The organism is Hymenobacter sp. APR13, from assembly GCF_000737515.1.
Lineage (GTDB): Bacteria > Bacteroidota > Bacteroidia > Cytophagales > Hymenobacteraceae > Hymenobacter.
In genome coordinates, this window is the sequence record NZ_CP006588.1 from 36095 (window position 1) to 56143 (window position 20049).

The window sequence follows — 20049 nt, forward strand, 5'->3', positions numbered from 1 at the left end:
TCCCTTTTTACAAACCATCCAACCCCATGAAAAAAACCACTTTTTTCCTCGCCACCCTCTGTTCCGCGTTGCTGTTGAGCAGCTGCAACAATGAGAAAGCTGATGCCACCACTGCCACGGAAAGCACCATGGAAACCGCCACCACTGATGCTGCGGCGGGTTCCGGTTCGATGGCAGGCATGGATCATTCAAAGGTGAGCAGTGAGACCTCCACCAGTGAATCTCCCATGCTGATGGCCATGAACGATATGATGGCCAAAATGGACGCCATGAAGATGAAGGGCAACACCGACCACGATTTTGCCCACATGATGCTGGAGCACCACAAAGGTGCCCTGGCCATGGCTGACCTCGAGCTGCGCGACGGCAAGGACGCCACCATGCGGCAAATGGCCGAGAAGATCAAGGCTGATCAGCAAAAGGAAATCAGTGAGCTGGAGCCCATTGCTGAGCGGCTAGACTCCGCCCCCAATAACTATAAGCCAATGGATCCGATCGACCCCTTCACCAGCAAGATGAAGGCCTCCATGGACGGCATGATGCAGAACCTGCCCAGCATGGTGGCCGACCCGGACATGAACTTCAACATGATGATGACGGTGCACCACCAAAGCGCCGTGGACATGGCCAAAGCCGAACTGGCTCACGGCAAGGACACCAAGCTCAAGGAGATGGCCCAGATGATGATTGACGCCCAACAGAAGGAAATCGCCGAATTCAAGGCCTGGCACGGCAAAAACGCCGACAAAATGTAATCCGGGTGGCCGGCGGCACTGGCGAAAGAAGCCTATTGCCGACCACCTCACTCCTCCCCACTGCCCATTCGATATTCTTCTCCTCCATGAAGCTTTTCAGCATTTCCCTGACGACCGCCGCTCTGTTTGCCCTGGCTCCCCTGGCCTCGCAGGCCCAGCACTCGCACGCCGGTGGCAAGCCGGATGCCCACACCGCACCTGGCGAAACCCACGCCCACGTAGCCCCGCACGGCGGCGTAGTACGCTCGGCCAACCCCTACCACATGGAGCTGGTGCAGCACACTGGTGAGTTGCACATCTACCTGTTGGCCGATAAAAATGCCTCCGTGCCCAGTAAGTCGCTCTCGGGCACGGTGATGGTGCAAACCACCGACAACAAAACTATGACCGTGACGCTGGTAGCTGGTGGTACCGACCACCTGGTGGCCAAACTGCCCGCCGGGACGAAAGTGCGCACGGCCATCGTCAGCCTGAAAGCCGATGGCAAAGCCATTAACACCCGCTTCGACAAGCTCGACGCGGGGGCTCAGGGTAGCAAGGCGGTTGGCGCCGCTTACGAGTGCCCCATGAAGTGCGAAGGCAGCGCCAGCTCGAAGCCTGGCACCTGCCCAAAGTGCGGCATGGCCCTCGTGAAAAAGGCCTAGGCGGAGCCTGCTTCTCGGACGCCCGGCGTCCGAACCCTCTCCGTCTCGGGCCGCTCGCCGCTGCAACGGTGGGCGGCCCCATGACGGGCTCTAACCTGACAATATGAAGTTTCTAAACCTGAAATGGGCAGCGCAAGGGCTGCTGGTGCTGGCGCTGATTGGGTTGCTCCTAGAAGACGCGCGGGCCCAAACCGCCATCAGCCTCGACAGCGCCGAAGCCCTCACGTTGCGGCGGCACCCACGGCTGCGGCAGTCTGATCGCGAAATCGAGGAGCAGCGCGCGCTCAAACGGGGCTCCTTCGCACCCGCCAACCCGGACTTTCTGTTCTCGGCGCCCACGGGGGAAATGTGGGCCCCCGGCGTAGTACAAACCATCGACTTGCCTAACGTCTACCGGCGCCAGCGCCAAGTGGCCCAGGCAGGTGTTACCCTGGCCGAACGCAACCGCGAGGTGAGCCGGGCCAGCGTGCTGCGCGATACCCGCCTGGCCTACCTCAGCCTGCAGTTTGCCGAGGCGCAGGTGCGACAGCTTACCTATCAGGACAGCCTGTTTCGCGCCCTGCGCGTGGCCACCGAGCGCCTGTTCGCCGCCGGCGAAGTCACCTCCCTGCAGCGCATCAGCACCGACGCCGAGGCGCGGCAGGTGACCGTGCAGCTGCAGCAGGCGACTGCCGACCAGCGCGCCGCCCAGCGCCGCCTGGGCTTGCTGTTGGGCCAACCCACTGCGGCCCTGACCACCACCACCGACCTGCGCCGCACCGGCCCCGAACTGGGGCAGGTGGGTGGGGCGCTGCTCAGCAGTCTGCCCACCGAAGACAGCACCGCCCTGGTACGTAGCCCTACGCTGGCGGCTGCCACCCAGAACGTGGCCTTGAGCCAGTCGGGCATCAGCTTAGTTCGAGCCCGGCGCACACCGGCTCTGACGGTGGGCTATCAGAATCAGGGGTACGATTATTCGCCTACTCGCTACCGCTTCCAGTTTGGGGTATCGGTTCCCATCTGGTTCTGGACCTACCGCTCGCAGCTGCAGGCGGCTACGGCTCGCTCCCAGGCCGCCAACTATCAGCTCCAGGCCCAGCGGCTGGAGTTGAGTGGACAGTATCAGCAGGCCCTAGCTGACTCGCGCAAGTTTGCGGCCTCGCTGGGCTACTACGAACAAACCGGTCTGCCCCAGTCACAGGCCATTATCAGCCAATCCCAGCGCCTGTTCCGCGCCGGGGAAGTCAGCTACCTACAGCTGATTTTGAGCCTGAACCAGGCGTTCGCCATTCAGAATACCTACCTGACCACCATCCGCGACTACCGCCAGGCTTTGGTCGAGCTTAACTACCTGCGGGGCGAATAACCGTCAATCCTCATGAAACAACTCCTGATTTTGCTGCTGGGCCTGCTGCTAAGCGCCTCTGCCTCCGCTCACGGGGGCGAAGACCACGGCGACGGCGCCAAAGCATCGACGCCAGCCGGGGCCACGTCGTTTTCCGTCGCCGCGCTCTCGGAACAGTTTGAGGCGCTGCTGCGCTACGAGCCGCTGGAAGGGGGTAAGCCGGCCGATCTGCGCCTGTTCCTCTCCGACTACGCCACCAACGTCCCTCTCCAAGGCGCCAAGCTCACGCTTACCAACCCGGAAGATGCCAACCTGAAGTGGGCGGTGACCGAACAGGAGCCGGGGGTGTACCTGGTGGAAGGCCAGTTCCCCGCCAACAAGACCTACAGCTTTGCGGCCAACATTGTGGTTGGCGACAAAGCGGACTTGCTGCTGCTGGAAGGTATCAAGGTAGGGGAGAAGCTCCCGGTGGCGGCTGCCACTCCCACTGCGACCCCATCGCTTTTTTCCTCCTGGAAAACCATCCTGGCCGTGGTGGGCGCCTTCGTGCTCGGCATCGCCCTGACAGCGTTGCTGCTGCGCCGCCGGCGCCAATCCCCGGATTCAGTGCTGCACACTTCGGAGCCGGCTTTGACTGCCCGCCACCGCACGCCCATTTCTTAATTATTCAGGATATGAAGACCCACTATAAATTCCTGGCGGCCACAGCCGCAGTTGGCTTCGGATTGACCGTGCTGTTGCCTCCGCCGGGTACGGTACAGGCGCACGGGGGTGAAGACCACGGTGGCGAAGCCAAAGCCAGCACCGGCGTGGCCTTGACCGATGAGGTATTGCTGCCCAAAGAAAGTCAGTTTCTGTTTCAGGTACGGACCAACCTGGCCGAGTACTCCACCACCTATAGCCGGGCCACGCTCTACGGCACGGTATCGGCGGCAGCCGGGGGCGAAGGGCGAGTCGTCGTGCCCCAGGGGGGGCGCATCGTGAGCCTCTCGGCGCAAGTGGGCCAATCCGTGCGGGCCGGGCAGACGCTGGCCGTTATCGAGCAAACCCTGGATGCTACCCAGCAGATTGGACTCAGCACCGAGCGGGCTAATGCCCAGGCCGAATTGCGCGCCGCCCAACAAGACTATGCCCGGCTGCAGAGCATCGCCGACATCGCGGCCCGCAAGGACGTGGTGGCGGCCGAGCTTCGCCTGCGCCAGGCCCGGCAGAACGCCAGCATTTACAACGGGCAGGGTCAGCAGCGCCGAATATCCATTACCTCGCCGGTGAGCGGCACGGTGGATGTATTCAACCTGGCCGTGGGCCAGCAGGTAAACCAGGGCGACGAGCTGCTGCGGGTATTGAACCCGGGTAAGCTGCGGGTGGAAGCTCAGGTGTTTGCCCAGGACTTGGCTAAGATCACGCCCGGCGCGCAGTTCCGCGTGGAAGGCCTGCAGGGGCAGGCCGGTGTACCGGCCCGGCTCGTGGTGTTCTCCAACGTGGTGAACCCCGTGAACCAGGCCCGCCAATTGGTGCTGGAGCTGGACGCTACCGAGAGTAGTGCCTACCGCGCGGGCCAGGCGGTGAACGTGCAGGTCGTAGGTCAGACGGGTGGGGGCCGGTCCCAGCTGGTAGTACCCACTTCCGCTATCACCGACCTCAATGGCAAACCCGTCGTGTTCGTGCACACCGAGCCCGAGCACTTTAAGATTCGCTTTGTGCAGCCGGGAGCGGTCAACGGGCAGCAAACGGTACTGCTGCAAGGCCAGGTCAACGAAAATGACCGGGTAGTGACCGCCGGCACTTACCAGCTCAAGTCCATTTACCTCAACCAATAGTGCCCCCTGCCCGGTGGCCTCACGCTCCGTCCGCTTGCCATGAAAAATCGCTTTGCCTTTGCCGCTTTGCTTGCCCTGCTGACCCTTACCGCCGCCACGGCACAGGCCCAGACGGCCCCCGCCGCCGGCTCCGCTGCCGATGAGGCCGCCGTGAAAATGGTGCTGACCAAGTACCAGCAGGCCGTGCAAAAACTCGATACGACGGGTACCCACCGCCTGTTCGCACCTAACTCCCAGGTGTTTGAGTCGGGCGGGGTGGAAGGCACTTACCGCCACTATGCCGAGCACCATCTGGGGCCGGAGTTGAAAGAGTTCAGCGCCTTCACCTTTAGCGACTACAAGGCCGCCGTGCAGGTCGACGGTCCCTACGCCTTCGCGACGGAGACTTACACCTACACGATCAATCTCAAGAACGGCCCCCAGGATAAGCAGGCCAAGGCGCCTGTTGTCCGCCGCGGGGTGGCCACGTCGGTGCTGCGCAAAAACGCCGCCGGCCAGTGGCAGATTATGAGCACCCACTCCTCGGCTCGCACCCCACGTCCTAAAAAATAAGCAGTCCGGTGGGCCTGGGCTACTTGTCCGGGACGCTGCCGATTCCGGGAGGGGAGGGGCCTTCCGGCCCCCTCGCTTCTTCCTTTTTTGCGCTAACAACCGATGCTCGATCAGATAATTCGCTTTGCCCTGCAGAACCGCCTGCTGATGCTGGCCTTCGCCCTGGGCCTGCTCATTGCCGGCACCTACACCGCGGGCCAGCTGCCCGTGGACGTGCTGCCCGACCTGGACCGTCCTCGCGTGACGGTATTCTTAGAAGCCCCGGGCATGGCGCCCGAGGAAGTGGAGGCCCTGGTGACGCTACCCGTGGAAACGGCCCTGAACGGAGCCACCGGCGTGTCGGCGGTGCGCTCCAACTCGGCCATCGGCCTGGGCATGGTGTTCGTGGAGTTCGACTACGGCACCGATATTTTCACGGCCCGCCAGATCGTGAGTGAAAAGCTCCAGACCACCGGCGAGCAGCTGCCCCAGGGCGTAACGCCCGTGCTGGGGCCCATTTCCTCGGTTATGGGCCAGATTATGCTCGTGGGCCTGACAGGAGGCAAGCAGACCAATGCGGCTGATTTGCGCACGCTGGCCAACTACACCGTGCGCCAACGCCTGCTCTCCATACCCGGCGTGGCCCAGGTCATTCCCATCGGCGGCGACAACCTGCAGTACCAGGTGCTGCTGGACATGCCCCGGCTAAATGCCACCGGCCTGACGGTAAACCAGGTGGAGGAAGCCTTGCGCCAGTCCAACCTGAACACCACGGGCAACTTCTTCGACCGTAATGGCTCGGAGGTGCTCATCCGCAACCTGGGCCGGCTGCGCTCGGTCAAGGACATCGAAAACATTATCGTCGGCTACCGCGACCAGTCCCCGGTCCGCGTGGCGGACGTGGCTAACGTGGAATTCGGGGCCCGCTTCAAGCGCGGCGACGGCAGCGTGAACGGTAAGCCCGCCGTCATCCTGAGCATTGAGAAGCAGCCGGGGGCCGCCACCGTGGGTCTCACGCAGGCCGTGGAGAAGGCCCTGGTCGAGCTCAAGCCCTCTTTGCCCAAGGATGTGCAGGTAAATACGCGCCTGTTCAAGCAGTCGGAGTTCATTGATTCCTCCATTACCAACGTGGAGGAGGCCTTGCGCGATGGGGCCATTCTCGTGGTCATCGTCTTGTTTGCCTTTCTGCTGAATGTGCGCACCACCTTTATTTCGTTGGTGGCTATTCCGTTATCGCTGCTCGTGACGGCGCTGGTGTTTCGCCTGGCGGGCATCTCCATCAACACCATGACGTTGGGCGGGCTGGCCATCGCCATCGGCGAGCTCGTGGACGATGCCATCGTGGACGTGGAGAACGTATACCGCCGCCTGCGCGAAAACCGGCAACGGGCCACTCCCCAGCCGGTACTCAAGGTTATCTATGCGGCCTCATCGGAGGTACGCAACTCCATCGTGTACGCCACCATCATCGTGGTGCTGGTGTTCCTGCCGCTGTTTGCGCTGGAAGGCATGGAAGGACGAATCTTTGCGCCCTTGGGCATTGCCTACATCACCAGCATCGTGGCTTCGCTGTTCGTGTCGCTCACCGTCACGCCGGTGCTATGTTACTACCTACTGCCGAAGATGAAGCAGATGGACCACCCCGAAACGGATGGTCCACTGGTGCGCTGGCTGAAGAAGAAGGATACTCGCCTGCTTACTTGGGGCCTGACCCACCCTAAACTCATCCTGACCTCCACGGCCTTGCTCTTTGTCATGGCCGCGGCCATGGTGCCTTTCTTCGGCACGGAGTTTCTGCCGCCTTTCAACGAAGGCTCGCTGACGGTCAACTTCTCGGCCCCCGCCGGCACGTCGCTAACGGAAAGCAACCGGTTGGGCACGCTGGGTGAGGAGCAAATGCTCAAGATTCCGGAAGTGGCCTACACGGCCCGCCGCACCGGCCGCGCCGAGCTCGACGAGCACGCCGAGTCGGTGAATAACTCGGAAATTGAGGTGGCCTTCAAAACGGAGGAAGAACTGGAAAAGGAGGGCAAAACCATGCGCAGCCGGGACGAGATTCTGGCCGATATGCGCCAGAAGCTCAGCCTGATCACGGGCGTGAACGTGAACATCGGCCAGCCCATCTCCCACCGCCTCGACCACCTCTTGTCGGGCGTGCGTGCCCAGGTGGCCATCAAGGTGTTCGGCAATGATTTGCTGGAGCTGCGCCGCTACGCCAATGAAATCCGCACGGCGGCCGGCACGGTGCCGGGCGTGGTGGACCTACAGGTCGAGAAGCAGGTGCAGATACCGCAGCTGCTCATCCGGCCCAAGGACGACGCCCTACGAGCCTACGGCATGGCCCGGGGCGAAGTGGTGCGTGACCTGGAAACCCTGTTTCAGGGCGCCGTGGTCTCGCAGATGCTCGACGGGCAGAAGCGCTTCGACCTGGTGGTGAAGCTGCCCGAAGCGCAGCGCAACGACATCGCGGCCATTGGCCAGACCCGCATTGAGACGCCCACGGGCGCCATGATTCCCGTGAGCCAGGTGGCGGATGTCATCTACGAGCCGGGGCCCAACACCGTCAACCACGAAAATACCCAGCGCCGCATTACCATCTCGCTTAACGTAGCCGAGCGCGACCTGGGCTCCACGGTGAAGGAGATTCAAGCCAAAGTCAGCCAGCAGGTGAAGCTGCCGGCGGGCTACTACCTCACCTACGGCGGGCAGTTCGAGAGCCAGCAGTCGGCCTCGCAAAAGATTCTGTGGCTGAGCTTGTTTTCGCTGGCCGGCATCTTCCTGGTGCTCTACTCGCACTTCAAGTCCACCTACATGGTGGGCCAGATTATGCTTAACATCCCCCTGGCCCTGATTGGCTCGGTGGTGGCGGTGCTGCTCACGGGCAGCACGTTCAGCATTGCCTCGCTCGTGGGCTTTATCACGCTCACCGGCATTGCCTCGCGCAACGGCATCATGATGATTTCCCACTACATCCACCTCGTGGAGCATGAGGGCGAGACCTTCGGCAAAAAGATGATCGTCCGCGGCTCGCTGGAGCGCCTGGTGCCCGTGCTGATGACGGCGCTGGTAGCGGCCCTGGCCCTGGTGCCGCTCACGCTGGCCAAGGACGCCCCGGGCAAGGAAATCCTCTACCCGGTGGCCACCGTCATCCTCGGAGGGCTGCTCTCGTCCACCTTTCTCGACATCATCGTCACGCCCGTGGTGTTCTGGCTGGTAGGGGAGAAGGCCTTGACCCAGTATTTCGCCGCCCATCGGGAAGTAGGCCTGGATGAGCACCCGCAGGAACTGGATGCGCAGCCGCTCACGCCCCCGGGCGATCAGACCGATTTGTCCCCGGCCCTGTAGCCCTTGTCCCATGGCCTCCACGCTCCTGTATGTCCGGCATATGGTCTGCTCAAAGTGCATCCTGGTAGTGCGCGAACTCCTCGTGGAGTTGGGCCTGGTGCCGTTACGCGTGGAACTGGGGGAAGTGGAACTGCTGGGCACCCAGCAGGTCATTGACTGGGCCCGACTGCAGCAGCGTCTGGAAGCGGAAGGCTTTGCCTTGCTCGACCGGCTCTCCCCCCAGCAGCGCCTCGTAGTGCAAATCAAGGAAGTAATTGCCGAGCTGCTGCGTAAGGAGCCCGCCGCGCTACGTAGCGGACACTTCTCCCGACTGCTGAGCGAGCGCCTGCAGCGACGCTTTGCTTACCTGAGCGACGTGTTTTCGGCCACTGAAGGACTGAGCCTGGAACAGTACGTCATCCGGCAGCGCGTGGAAGAGGCCCGGTGCCTGCTGCGGGATGGTACGCTGCCCGTGGGGCGCATTGCTACAGTACTGGGATTTAGCAATCTGGGCCACCTCTCCAGGCAGTTTCAGCGCGCAACGGGGCTTTCTCCCAGCGAGTACCGCCGCCAGTGCCTTCTGCAGGCTTCCGTCGCTACACTTTCTGATTCGGGTGCAAGCGGCTAAGGCCTTGTAGGGTTCGGGTTCTTGCTAAAATAGCACCTTGACGGGGTAAGCCGAGAAAGCGGCTTGCAAAAGTGGAGCCGAGTAAATTATGCAGGTAATCGGCTTTAATCGTGCACAACTACTGGCTGCACGGCAAGTATATACTGGAAATTATTCATCCTTAACCTTCCAGTATCATGCACACTCAAAACCAGAACCTGCTCGACGCCCTCAATGCCTGCATCGCCTCGTGCGAACACTGCGCTACCGCCTGCCTGCAAGAGCAGGATGTGCGCATGATGGTCCGCTGTATTAGCCTGGACCGGGACTGTGCCGACATCTGCGCCCTCACCGCTCGTCTGCTGGCCCGCGGCTCTGAGCACGCCCAGCACCTGCTGCGCGAGTGCGCCGAAATCTGCAAGGCCTGTGGTGACGAATGCGAAAAGCACGGCGCGCATATGCAGCACTGCCGGGAGTGCGCGGAAGCCTGCCGCCGCTGCGAGCAGGCCTGCCGTCAAGGTTTGAACGCCTAGACTACCTGACACCAAAAAAGCCAGCTCATGTGAATTGAGCTGGCTTTTTGCATTTGTATGAGTGTAATGTTGCAAGCAATAAACCCGATAGTACATTTCTTACTATTTGACGGGATTTTACCTTTGAACTAATCACGCGGTGCCCTAATACCTGTAGCGGCTCACCCCCTTCCCAGACTTGCCCGATACTGCGCAGCCCCGCTGTTAGCTCTTTACGGAGACCAGTGCGGTGACTTGAATGGGACGATCTCCCAAGAATCAGCAACTGGCTCAGCTTCTTATCTGCTCGCTTTTCATCTGCTCGCTTTTCATCTGCTCGCTTTTCATCTGCTCGCTTTGCCACTTAGAGCATGGTCTACAGATGTAAACGCCACTTCTCCCATGGTTTGTGCTCATAATTCGGAGTTTGGGTGTGGCATGCCTGGCAGTAGTGACCCGTGCATTATCCTTCTCTTACCTGCCACTGCCCGATAGGTGGTAATGTCGGGGCGCGCACGCTTGGCTGAAAGCTTACTGATTTTCGATGACTGCCTTTTACCTCTTACCCTTATCACGACAATCGTGTGGGTATTCTACAAAAAGTAGTGTAGCGGTTTCCCCGACTCTTTCTCCACGATACATGAAAAATTTCCTGCTCTTAGCTTGGCTGTTGGTGCTGACTGGTGTTGTGCGGGCCCAGGTGGTCTCAACCGCTCCGGCTTTCTTTGCGGCGACTGACCCAGTTACTCTGTCCTTTGATGCCACGCAAGGCAACCAGGGCCTGAACAACTTTACCGGTGACGTGTACGCTCACATCGGGGTTATCACTAACCTTAGCGCTTCACCTTCGGATTGGAGGTATGTGAAATTTACCAATTTTACCGCTCCTGACCCCTCGGTGCTGCTTACCTGCACCGGCCCTAATACCTACGCGTTAAGCATCACGCCCAGCGTGCGGGCCTGGTTCAACGTGCCGGCCGCCGAGCAGGTTCTGAAGTTGGCCATGGTGTTTCGCAACGCCGCCGGCACCCAGGTCGGCCGGGCCACCGGTGGGGCTGATATCTTCGTGGACGTAAGCCAGAGCAGCGCCCTGGCCGTGCGCCTTACTGCCCCAGCAACGGGTCAGAACCCCATCTTTATCAGCTCGGGGGCACCGGTGAACGTGGCGGGTGTCGCCTCTCAGGCCGCGACTCTAACGCTGCGTCTTAATGGCACCCAGGTCGGCCAGCAATCCAATGCCACGAGCTTTACCGGCAGCGTGACGCCCACCCGGGCGGGCCGCAACGTCATCCGCCTCACAGCTACCCTGGGCACCACGTCCGTGTCGGACTCGGCCATTGTGTACGTGCGCCCGGTTGTAACCACGGCCGCCCTGCCCGCCGGCGTACGCGACGGCATCAACTACTTGGCTGGGGGAGCTTCCGCCGTGCTGGTGCTCACGGCCCCGGGCAAACAGTTCGTGTACGCCCTCGGCGAGTTCAACAACTGGCAGCCCGACCAGCCGGCCTACATGAACCAGACGCCCGACGGCAACCAGTGGTGGGTGCAGCTCAACGGCCTGACGCCGGGGCGCGAATACGCCTACCAGTACCTGGTGGATGGCAGCCTGCGCGTGGCCGACCCGTACGCTGAGAAAGTGCTCGACCCCAATAACGACCGCTTCATTCCGGCCGTAACCTTCCCCAACCTAAAGGCTTACCCCACGGGCCAGACCTCGGGCATCGTGTCGGTGCTGCAAACCAATCAGCCGGCGTACACCTGGCAGGTGCCTACCTTTCAGAAGCCGGCAAAAAGCAAGCTGGTCATCTATAAGCTGCTGGTACGCGACTTCATGGCCCGCCACGACTACCAGACCCTGGTGGACACGTTAGGCTACCTGCAGCGCCTCGGGGTCAACGTCATCGAGTTGTTGCCGGTGGGCGAGTTCGAGGGCAACGAGTCGTGGGGCTACAACCCCTCCTTTCACCTGGCCCCCGACAAGTACTACGGCCCCAAGAACGAACTCAAGCGCTTCATCGATTCCGCCCACGCCCGCGGCATCGCCGTGACGCTGGATATGGTGCTCAACCACGCCTTTGGCCAGAACCCGATGGTGCAACTGTACTTCGACGGGGCAGCCGGCAAGCCGGCCGCGAACTCACCCTGGTTTAATGCTGACGCCACGCACCCCTTCAACGTGGGGTACGACTTCAACCATGAAAGCGCTTTCACCAAAACGTACGCCAAACGGGTGATGGAATTCTGGCTGCAGGAATATCACCTGGATGGATACCGCTTCGATCTGTCCAAAGGCTTCACCCAGACCGTTTCCGGCACCAACGTGGGTCAGTGGAGCCAGTACGACCAGTCCCGGGTGAACATCTGGATGGAGTACAACAATTTCATTAAAACAGTGGACCCGAATGCGTTCGTTATTCTGGAGCACTTTGCCGATAATACCGAAGAACGGGTGCTGGCCAACGCGGGCATGCTGCTGTGGGGCAACCTTAACTACAACTACAACGAGGCTACCATGGGCTTTCTGCCCAACTCCAACTTCAGCGGGGGCTACTACGGCAGCACCGCCCAGGGTGGCCGCGGCTGGGCGCAGCCGGGCCTGGTGACCTACATGGAAAGCCACGACGAGGAGCGGCTGATGTACCGCAACCTCACCTTTGGCAACCAATCCAACCCCGCCCACAACGTGCGCGACCTCACCACTGCTCTGGCCCGCAACGAGGCCGCGGCCGCGTTTTTCTTCACCGTACCAGGCCCCAAGATGCTGTGGCAGTTTGGCGAGCTGGGCTACGAGGTGAGCATCGACTTCAACGGGCGCACCGGCAATAAGCCTATCCGCTGGAACTACTACCAGGAACCCGCCCGCCGTAAGCTCTACGACACCTACCGGGCGCTGATAGCCCTGAAGAAGAGTCAGGCCGTGTTCGACAACCCCACCAGCTATACCCAACAGCTGGCCGGCGCGGGCAAATCCATCCACCTGGGCGATGCCACGCAGCAAGTGACCGTTCTGGGCAACTTCGACGTGACCAGTATCACCATTGACCCAGCCTTTCAACGGCCCGGCAAGTGGTACAACTACCTCAGCGGCGACAGTATTACCGTGACCAACGTGAATGCCCAACTAAACCTGCAGCCCGGGGAGTACCGCGTGTACACCACGCAGCGGGTGCGGCGTGCCGGTATAGTGCTCAGCACCAGGGGGGCGCAACAAGGCACCGCGCTGAACTTGAGCGTCGCCCCGAACCCGGCCGGTACTCGGGCCACCGTGCGACTGACTACGCCTGTTACGGCCCCGGTGACGGTGAGCGTACGTAACCTGCTCGGCGGTGAAGTACACCGGGTACAGTTGTCCCCGCGTCCTGCCGGCACGGTCGTGGAAATACCGCTGAAACTCGATAGTTTGTCGGCTGGAGTATACTTAGTTAACGTGGTAAGCGGTAACCTTACGGCCACTACGCGACTTTTGATCCAACCCTAACAAACAGGCTTTTCTACTACCTTATGGAATGACCATCACAATTTGGTGGCACTGTTCGTAGGGGATTAAACTAGACTCACGGGGCTGAAAAGACTCCAACTACTTGATCCTAACGAAATAGTTCATGGTATGAACTCTCCTGCAAATCATATAAGCCCGAAGCGCAATTCTATACCCCTGGCGCCGCACTGGAGTCTATTTTTGTGCGTTGTACACCCAGTACCGACTAGCTCGGCGACCTTACTTCTTCTTCCCATGAAAACTCTGCAATTCAAGACCAACATTAACTGCGGCGGCTGCATTAAAGCCGTTACGCCGACCCTGAACCAAGAAGCTGGCGTGGGTAACTGGCAAGTGGACACGACTAGCCCCGACAAGATTCTCACCGTCACCTCCGACCAGCTCACGGCGGAGCAAGTGGTTCAGGCCGTTGAGAAAGCCGGCTTTAACATTGCGGCTGCTTAAGCGCCTTCGTTGTCTGCACGTAAAACGCCCGGTTCTGCCGGGCGTTTTTGGTTTTCAGGGTGCCTAGCACTGGAAAGCATGGAAATTATGTAGGCTGCGCGCGCAATAGCAGCAAACACGCCCCCACCCACTCTGCGTAAAGCGAACCGCCGGTCACGTCCTGCTAGCCTGCTGGCACAGCAACACGACTTCTCTGATTTGCTTCGTCGTGGCCGGGAAAAAGCGGCGCTGCACTACCGGAAAATGTTGCGGCGCCGGGAATCCGGAAAGGGCTCCGCTCTTTCGGCGGTTTTCTGCTGTTCAATTCTTTGCCTGCCTCTATGTTCTCAGATTTTCCCAACCTGCACCCCCTGGTGGTGCATCTACCTATTGTCCTGCTGCTGCTCAGCGCGGGCCTGCAGGCGCTGAACGTGTACAAGGACTGGCCACCGGTGAAGTGGATTACCATGGCCGTGATGGCCGGCGGCTTTCTGGGAGCTCTGGCCGCCAGCACCGTGTTTCATGCCATGCCCATGGGTCTGGCACCCCGGGCCGCCGCCGTTTTTGAAGCCCACGAAAAGTTCGCGGGCTACACCCTGTGGCTTTCCGGCATTACCTTGCTGCTGACCGGTGTCGGCACGTTTTTCAAGATTCAGCGGCGGGCCTACGAAATCCTGGTGCTGGTGTTGGCCATAGCCACGGCCGGGGTATTGTCGGTGGCTGGGCACCGTGGGGCGCAGCTGGTGTACGTCGAGGGCGTGGGGCCGCAGGGCCGCCTGCTCGATAAAAGCCACGGCCATGGGGGCGGGGAAGCCATGCCCGCTATGGAGATGGAGGCCGATACGCACAACGAGGCGGCAGGGGGCAACGACCACAACGCGAACCAGGCTCCCGCTTCACCCAACCCACTCGCGGCCCCGGGTTCTGCTGATATGCCCGGCATGGACATGAACGGGCCCGCCTCCACCAGCAAGGACAGCCGCACGGCCCCGGGCGCGATGGACAACAGGGCTATGCCCGGCCGCCAGCCGGCTGGTCCGCCAGCCCCCGCTAACAGCACCATGCCGGACATGCCGGGCATGCGCATGCCCGCTGAAAAGAGGAGTCAGCCCATGCCCGCGGGCATGGATAGGAGCCGCCCGGCCCGGCAGAAACCCATGAACGATATGCCCGGGATGGAGAATATGCCCGGCATGAGCCCGCCGAAACCAGGCGCCATAAAGCCAGCCAAAGCCCCATCCGGCATGGCGGGCATGGGCACTATGGCCGATATGCCGGGCATGAAGGCGCCGGGTTCAAAGCAGCCCAAGCAAGCCACGCCGCCAATGGACAACATGAGCGATATGCCCGGTATGGAAAAAGGCCAGCCCATGCCCGCCATGGGCCCGATGCCGGGCATGCGCATGCCCACCAACCCCCTGGACAAGTTCCGCTTCGAGGACAACAACCCCGCCCGTAACAAACCCAAGCATGCTAACCAGTAGCGACCCGATGAGATTATTTGCCCTTCTACTCTTTCTGCTTGGTTCGCTTTCCCTGGCCGCCCAAACGCCCCAGCACCAGGCCATGCCCAAAAGCAAGGCCGCCAATGGCCCGGCCACCCCGCCCCCGGATCAGGACCTGCGGGGCCACGTGGTGGCGCCCCGCACGGGCCACGCCGGCCACCGGGTCGAATATGACCTGTACGTGGATGAGCGGGAGGTAAGCTACACCGGCAAAACCCGCCTGGCTATTGCCATCAACGGGCAGATTCCGGCCCCCACGCTGCGCTTCACTGAGGGCGACACGGCTATCATCCGGGTACACAACCAGATGAGCGTGGAAACCAGCATTCACTGGCATGGGCTGCTGCTGCCTAACGACCAGGACGGGGTGCCCTACCTTAACACGGCCCCCATTGAGCCGGGCGGCATGCACACCTTCACGTTTCCGCTGATCCAGAGCGGCACCTATTGGTACCACTCCCATACCATGCTGCAGGAGCAGAACGGGCTGTACGGCTCCATCGTCATTCAGCCCAAGCAGGTGAAGTACGAGCTCAAGGAGTACGTGCTCCTGCTCTCCGACTGGACCGACCACCCACCCAAGGAAGTGCTGCGCTACCTCAAGCGGGCCGGCGAGTGGTTTGCCGTGCAGAAAGGCGCGACGCAGAGCTACGGGGAGGCTATTGCGGCCGGCTATTTCAAGGACAAAGTCCGGCAGGAGTGGGGCCGCATGCCGGCCATGGACCTCACCGACATCTATTACAACAAGTTCCTCACCAACGGCCGCGAGCAGAGCTACTACCCTGACGCCAAGCCCGGGGAAGTGGTGCGCCTGCGCGTCATCAACGGCAGCGCCTCCTCCTACTTCTACCTGCAGTATGCCGGCGGCCCCATGCAGGTCATCGCCGCCGATGGCATCAACGTGGAGCCCTTTCCCGTCAGCAAGCTTGAAATTGCCACGGCCGAAACCTACGACCTGCTGGTGACCATTCCACCCGCGGGCGCGGCCGAACTGCGAGCCACCGCCAACGACATCACGGGCTACTCGTCCAGCTTCTTTGGAGCCGGCGAGCCGATGAAAGCGCCCGATTTGCCGCGCATTAACTACTTCCAGATGATGCGGGAAATGGGCAGCATGGGTAATATGACCGGTATGGACATGGGCGGCAACGGCCAGATGGACCCTAACGGCGGCATGAAGGGCATGGATATGAAAGGGGGCAGTGGGGAGATGAAAGGCATGAACATGCCGGCCGGCCGGCAGTCTACGCAGCCCGCGGACCCCTCTATGAAAGGGATGGATATGAAAAACGGAACCATGCCCGCCAGCACGGCCCCCTCTCCCCAAAACCGGCCCATGAACATGCAGGAAAAGAGCGGTAAGAGCATGGGCAATACGCAGGACATGGGTAGTATGGCCGGCATGGACATGGGCGGTGGAATGGCCGGCATGAGCATGGGGGGCGCGGGCGGCGACTTTAACTACAACCAGTTGCGGGCCCTGAATCCGACCACCCTGGATTCTACCCGGCAGTGGCGCGACATCAAGCTTACGCTCACCGGCAACATGCTGCGCTACATCTGGTCGTTTGACAACAAAACCTTGTCGGAAGCCGACAAAATTCCCATCCGCCGGGGTGAGAACGTGCGCATGACCTTCACCAACCTGACCATGATGCGCCACCCGCTGCACCTGCACGGGCACTTCTTCCGCCTGGTCAACGCCCAGGGCGCTTACTCGCCCATGAAGCACACCTTCGACATCCCGGCCATGGGCACGGTGACCATCGAATTTGAGGCCAACGAGTACCAGGACTGGTTTTTCCACTGCCACATCCTCTACCACATGATGGCCGGCATGGCCCGCATCATCAGCTACGACGCCAGCCCCCAGAACGAGTACGCGAAGGGGAATTACAAGATGCTTAAGCGCGAGGACAATGCGGTCTACCCCTGGCTCGATTTATCGGTCCACTCTCAGGGGGCCTTCCTGGAAGGCAATCTTTCCAATAACCGCAACGCGCTGGAATTCGAGGGCCGGGTCAATTACCAGGGAAACTACGAAACCGAAACCCACTTGCTGCGCTACCTCGATAAGCGGCAATTCTGGGCGGCCTTCGTGGGCTATGATTTTCGGGACAACAAGACGTTACGTGGGTCGCCCCTGGAAAAAGGCCGTCCTCGAGACAACAACATCAATTTCCGCCGGCAAACCGAACTCGGCGTGTACTATCTGCTCCCCCTACTTGTGCGCGCAGAGTTACGCTCTGATCTGACTGGTCAGGTGCGTCTGCAACTCGAGCGCCGGGATTTGCCCCTGAGTAATAATGTGTTTATGGACATCCGGGGCAACACGGACCGGGAGTTTACGCTCGGCTTCCGCTACATGGTCAGCAAGTACGCCTCGCTGAGCACCAACTACGATAACCAGTATGGCTGGGGCGCCGGTCTGACCTTTCATTACTAGCAAAGCGCCCCTCAAGAGCGTTGCTTTGCCCGCTGCCTCCTGAGCCGCTACTTGAGTGGTCTATCCTGGCGCGGCTGATTTACCCCATTATGTACATTCGCAAGCACATTCATTGGCGCGTTATCTGGCGCCATTCCTGGAAGGACGTGCTCCTTTTCCTGACTTACGATCTGCTCTTGGCCGTACTCTACGGACCGCTGCACTGGCATTGGCTGGACGTGCCCTGGCAGCTGGTCAGCATCGTGGGCGTGGCCGTGTCGTTCTACGTGGGCTTCAAGAACAGCAGCTCTTACAACCGCTTTTCCGAAGCCCGCCAGCTGTGGGGCGGGATTGTCAACCGCAGTCGCAGCTGGACGATGCTGGTGCTGGGCCATACCCAGCCGGCCAACCTGGTGACGACCACCCTAGCGCAGCTGGCGTTTCAGCGACAACTGGTGTACCGGCAGCTGGCCTGGGTCAATGCGCTACGCCTGCACCTGCGTCGTCAGCCTGAGCGCTGGCAGGCGGAGGTGGCACCCCTGCTCGACCCGGCCGAGGCCACGCAGCTGCAACAGCTGGCCAATCCACCCGCTCAGCTGCTGCTGCGGCAAACGCAGGCCCTGCGCGAGGCCGAAGGGCTGTTCAGTGAGTTGCAGCTGCGTACTCTGTGTGAAGAGCTACGCGAGATGACCAACCTGCAGGGCGGCTGTGAGCGCATCAAGAATACGCCGTTTCCCCGGCAGTATGCTTTTTCCAGTCTGGTGTTCGTGTGGCTCTTTATTGCCCTACTGCCCCTGGGCTTGCTGGCCGAATTCGAGAAGCTGGGTCATGGCCACTACTGGCTGACCGTGCCGTTCTCCGTGCTGGTATCCTGGGTGTTCATCACCATTGAGCTGGTGGGCCACATCAGCGAGGACCCGTTTGAGAACCGCATGAACGACGTGCCCATGACGGCGCTCTGCCGCAGCATCGAGATTGATTTGCGCCAGATGCTGGGCGAACAGCAGGTGCCCGCGCCCGTGCAAGCTGAACATGGCATACTTTACTAGCCGCCCGTACTACACCCTGCTTTCTCCTTGCGCCTGACAGAAAGGTCCATATCCCTACGGACTGTAGCTACTCCACCTGCTAAAAGGTGTTTAAAGTTAGAAGATTGACAACCGAGGGAAGCTTGCCAAGTCAAACCGGTTCACCGGTCCGGCTTCGGGTGCGTAGGCTGTTGCGGCCAGGGCTTGTAAGCCGGTCTACCTGCGGTGGCAACTAGAGCAGGCAGGCAGGTAGGCCTGATATCGGATACACCATCCCCGGAATTTGTTGCATAGTTTATCCTTAGGCAACCGGGAAGGGAGCGTAACGCGAGTAGCTCTATAGCAAGCTTCTTTTTTCGCGTATTGTTTTTACTATTGACCCTTCCCTATATGAAGATCAACCAGCTTGAAAATGTAGTGTGTAGACTGGCTGCCAGGGGGGCCAACGTATCAAGGGCAGAGATAACCAATGGTTGGCAGCAGTTGGCACCCCGCCTCGATGCACTGCAACTATCTGCTCGGAGTGGTGAGCAGGTAACTCAACACTACGTGGACCGGCCGGGGCCGCACGGCAGTCTGTCGAGTAAGGAAAAAACGGTGCTGGCTCCCCTTGCCCCCTGAACGCAGGCAAGGGGTGGACAGCATTACTGACAGGATTGTAGCAGTGCCGTTACGCTGAGCGTAGCAGTAGCATCGGTGGTATAGTTGTCATTGTTCACGCACACGTAGAGACGGCGGGTACCGGCCGGCAGCGCAAGGGGGCGGGTTTCCTGGGGGGTATTTTCTGCTGCCCGAAAGCACACTTTGTCCCGGGTAATGGTGCCCTTGGTAGCGAGAAACTGCTGGGCCGCGCGCTCGTCGGGGGTAATGTACCAGTGACATTTGGTGCTCACCGTGGGCGGAGCATTGTTGCCTTGCTTGGTCAGGGCCGTGGCCGCGGTGCTCAGCAGGGTGGGGGCCGCAGTTCCCCCACTGCTGGCCACGGCTGCCACCGCCAGCGCCGTTGACCAGGAAATAGGAGGCTGGCCTTCGTCGCGCACGTCCAGCTTATAGATAATGCCGACCGTGCCGACCGGCAGGTCTACCGTGAATACTTTCCGGCTGGTGTGCATGCAGTTGCTGCAGTGGAGGGAAGCCGTGCTTAAGGGCAGCGCGTCCTGCAGCACGGATGTACACTTGATTTCGCGGCCGTCCTCATGCCAGCTGCGAAAATCAGCTTGTTGTACGCCATTCACGTACGTTCCGCGAAAACTCATCTGGCCGTTTTCGTGCCAGCCGCAGCACAGCCCGGTGGGCTTGTCCGGGGCTTCACTGGCCATTTTTCCTTCCCACTGTTTTTTCCAGGAAGGATAGAAGTAGTCGCGCACGGTGCCCACCGTTTTGCCGGCAGCATCATGGCGGGCAATCCGAGCATAGGAAACCTCTTCCAGGGTCTCGGTGCGCTCCCAGTCACGGTCAAAATACACGGTGTCGGCCGGCGGTAAGTTGACAGCTGCCGGCTTGGGTCGCTGGGCCAGCACGGGCAGGCAAATAAAGCAGAACAAGGCGTGTAGAAAGTAATGTTTTGCCATACAGGAATAGGAGGTAGAACAAGCCAAAATGCGGTAGGTAAATATACCGGGCTGCCGACTATTCACGGCTTTGACCCACAC

The 20049-nt window shown here is 60.7% G+C and carries 16 protein-coding genes; 14 read left to right on the forward strand and 2 right to left on the reverse strand.

What is annotated here, in order from left to right:
* Nucleotides 1-7: 7 nt before the first annotated feature.
* Nucleotides 8-181 (reverse strand): hypothetical protein, encoded by a 174-nt coding sequence (locus tag N008_RS23665; RefSeq protein ID WP_197063009.1) that lies wholly within the window; start codon nt 179-181, stop codon nt 8-10.
* 52 nt (nt 182-233) lie between these two features.
* Here N008_RS23665 and N008_RS20685 point away from each other — a divergent pair, with 52 nt between their 5' ends.
* The 14 genes from N008_RS20685 to N008_RS20750 all read left to right on the forward strand — a co-directional run bounded on the left by N008_RS20685 (nt 234) and on the right by N008_RS20750 (nt 18418).
* Nucleotides 234-755 (forward strand): DUF305 domain-containing protein, encoded by a 522-nt coding sequence (locus N008_RS20685; protein WP_410471208.1) that lies wholly within the window; start codon nt 234-236, stop codon nt 753-755.
* Nucleotides 756-841: 86 nt separating this feature from the next.
* Nucleotides 842-1399 (forward strand): heavy metal-binding domain-containing protein, encoded by a 558-nt coding sequence (locus N008_RS22075; protein WP_052381920.1) that lies wholly within the window; start codon nt 842-844, stop codon nt 1397-1399.
* A gap of 103 nt (nt 1400-1502) precedes the next feature.
* Nucleotides 1503-2744: a TolC family protein gene (locus N008_RS20695; protein ID WP_044019241.1), complete on the forward strand. Its 1242-nt coding sequence runs from the start codon at nt 1503-1505 to the stop codon at nt 2742-2744.
* 12 nt (nt 2745-2756) lie between these two features.
* Entirely contained in the window at nt 2757-3386 is a 630-nt protein-coding gene (locus tag N008_RS20700) for a hypothetical protein (protein WP_044019242.1), read from the forward strand.
* Nucleotides 3387-3397: 11 nt separating this feature from the next.
* Nucleotides 3398-4543, forward strand: coding sequence for an efflux RND transporter periplasmic adaptor subunit (locus N008_RS20705; protein WP_044019243.1), 1146 nt, complete (start codon nt 3398-3400; stop codon nt 4541-4543).
* Between the two features lie 39 nt (nt 4544-4582).
* The gene (locus N008_RS20710; protein WP_044019244.1) at nt 4583-5095 is read left to right on the forward strand and encodes a YybH family protein; all 513 of its coding nucleotides are present in this window, start codon (nt 4583-4585) and stop codon (nt 5093-5095) included.
* A gap of 102 nt (nt 5096-5197) precedes the next feature.
* On the forward strand, nt 5198-8419 hold the full coding sequence (locus N008_RS20715) for an efflux RND transporter permease subunit (RefSeq protein ID WP_044019245.1): 3222 nt from the start codon (nt 5198-5200) through the stop codon (nt 8417-8419).
* 10 nt (nt 8420-8429) lie between these two features.
* Nucleotides 8430-9026, forward strand: coding sequence for a helix-turn-helix domain-containing protein (locus N008_RS20720; RefSeq protein WP_071884652.1), 597 nt, complete (start codon nt 8430-8432; stop codon nt 9024-9026).
* 176 nt (nt 9027-9202) lie between these two features.
* The gene (locus tag N008_RS22575) at nt 9203-9538 is read left to right on the forward strand and encodes a four-helix bundle copper-binding protein (RefSeq protein ID WP_071884653.1); all 336 of its coding nucleotides are present in this window, start codon (nt 9203-9205) and stop codon (nt 9536-9538) included.
* A gap of 841 nt (nt 9539-10379) precedes the next feature.
* Nucleotides 10380-12995, forward strand: coding sequence for an alpha-amylase family glycosyl hydrolase (locus N008_RS20730; protein WP_231569837.1), 2616 nt, complete (start codon nt 10380-10382; stop codon nt 12993-12995).
* A 255-nt stretch (nt 12996-13250) separates the two neighbouring features.
* A complete protein-coding gene (locus N008_RS20735; RefSeq protein ID WP_044019248.1) occupies nt 13251-13460 on the forward strand; it encodes a heavy-metal-associated domain-containing protein in 210 nt (69 codons plus the stop codon).
* Nucleotides 13461-13780: 320 nt separating this feature from the next.
* The gene (locus N008_RS22080; RefSeq protein ID WP_052381922.1) at nt 13781-14923 is read left to right on the forward strand and encodes a DUF2231 domain-containing protein; all 1143 of its coding nucleotides are present in this window, start codon (nt 13781-13783) and stop codon (nt 14921-14923) included.
* A gap of 7 nt (nt 14924-14930) precedes the next feature.
* Nucleotides 14931-17390, forward strand: a complete 2460-nt coding sequence (locus tag N008_RS20745) for a multicopper oxidase domain-containing protein (RefSeq protein WP_156109487.1) — start codon at nt 14931-14933, stop codon at nt 17388-17390.
* Between the two features lie 89 nt (nt 17391-17479).
* Nucleotides 17480-18418, forward strand: a complete 939-nt coding sequence (locus N008_RS20750; RefSeq protein WP_044019249.1) for a bestrophin family protein — start codon at nt 17480-17482, stop codon at nt 18416-18418.
* Nucleotides 18419-19041: 623 nt separating this feature from the next.
* Here N008_RS20750 and N008_RS20755 read toward each other — a convergent pair.
* Nucleotides 19042-19968: a toxin-antitoxin system YwqK family antitoxin gene (locus N008_RS20755; RefSeq protein WP_156109488.1), complete on the reverse strand. Its 927-nt coding sequence runs from the start codon at nt 19966-19968 to the stop codon at nt 19042-19044.
* Nucleotides 19969-20049: the final 81 nt, after the last annotated feature.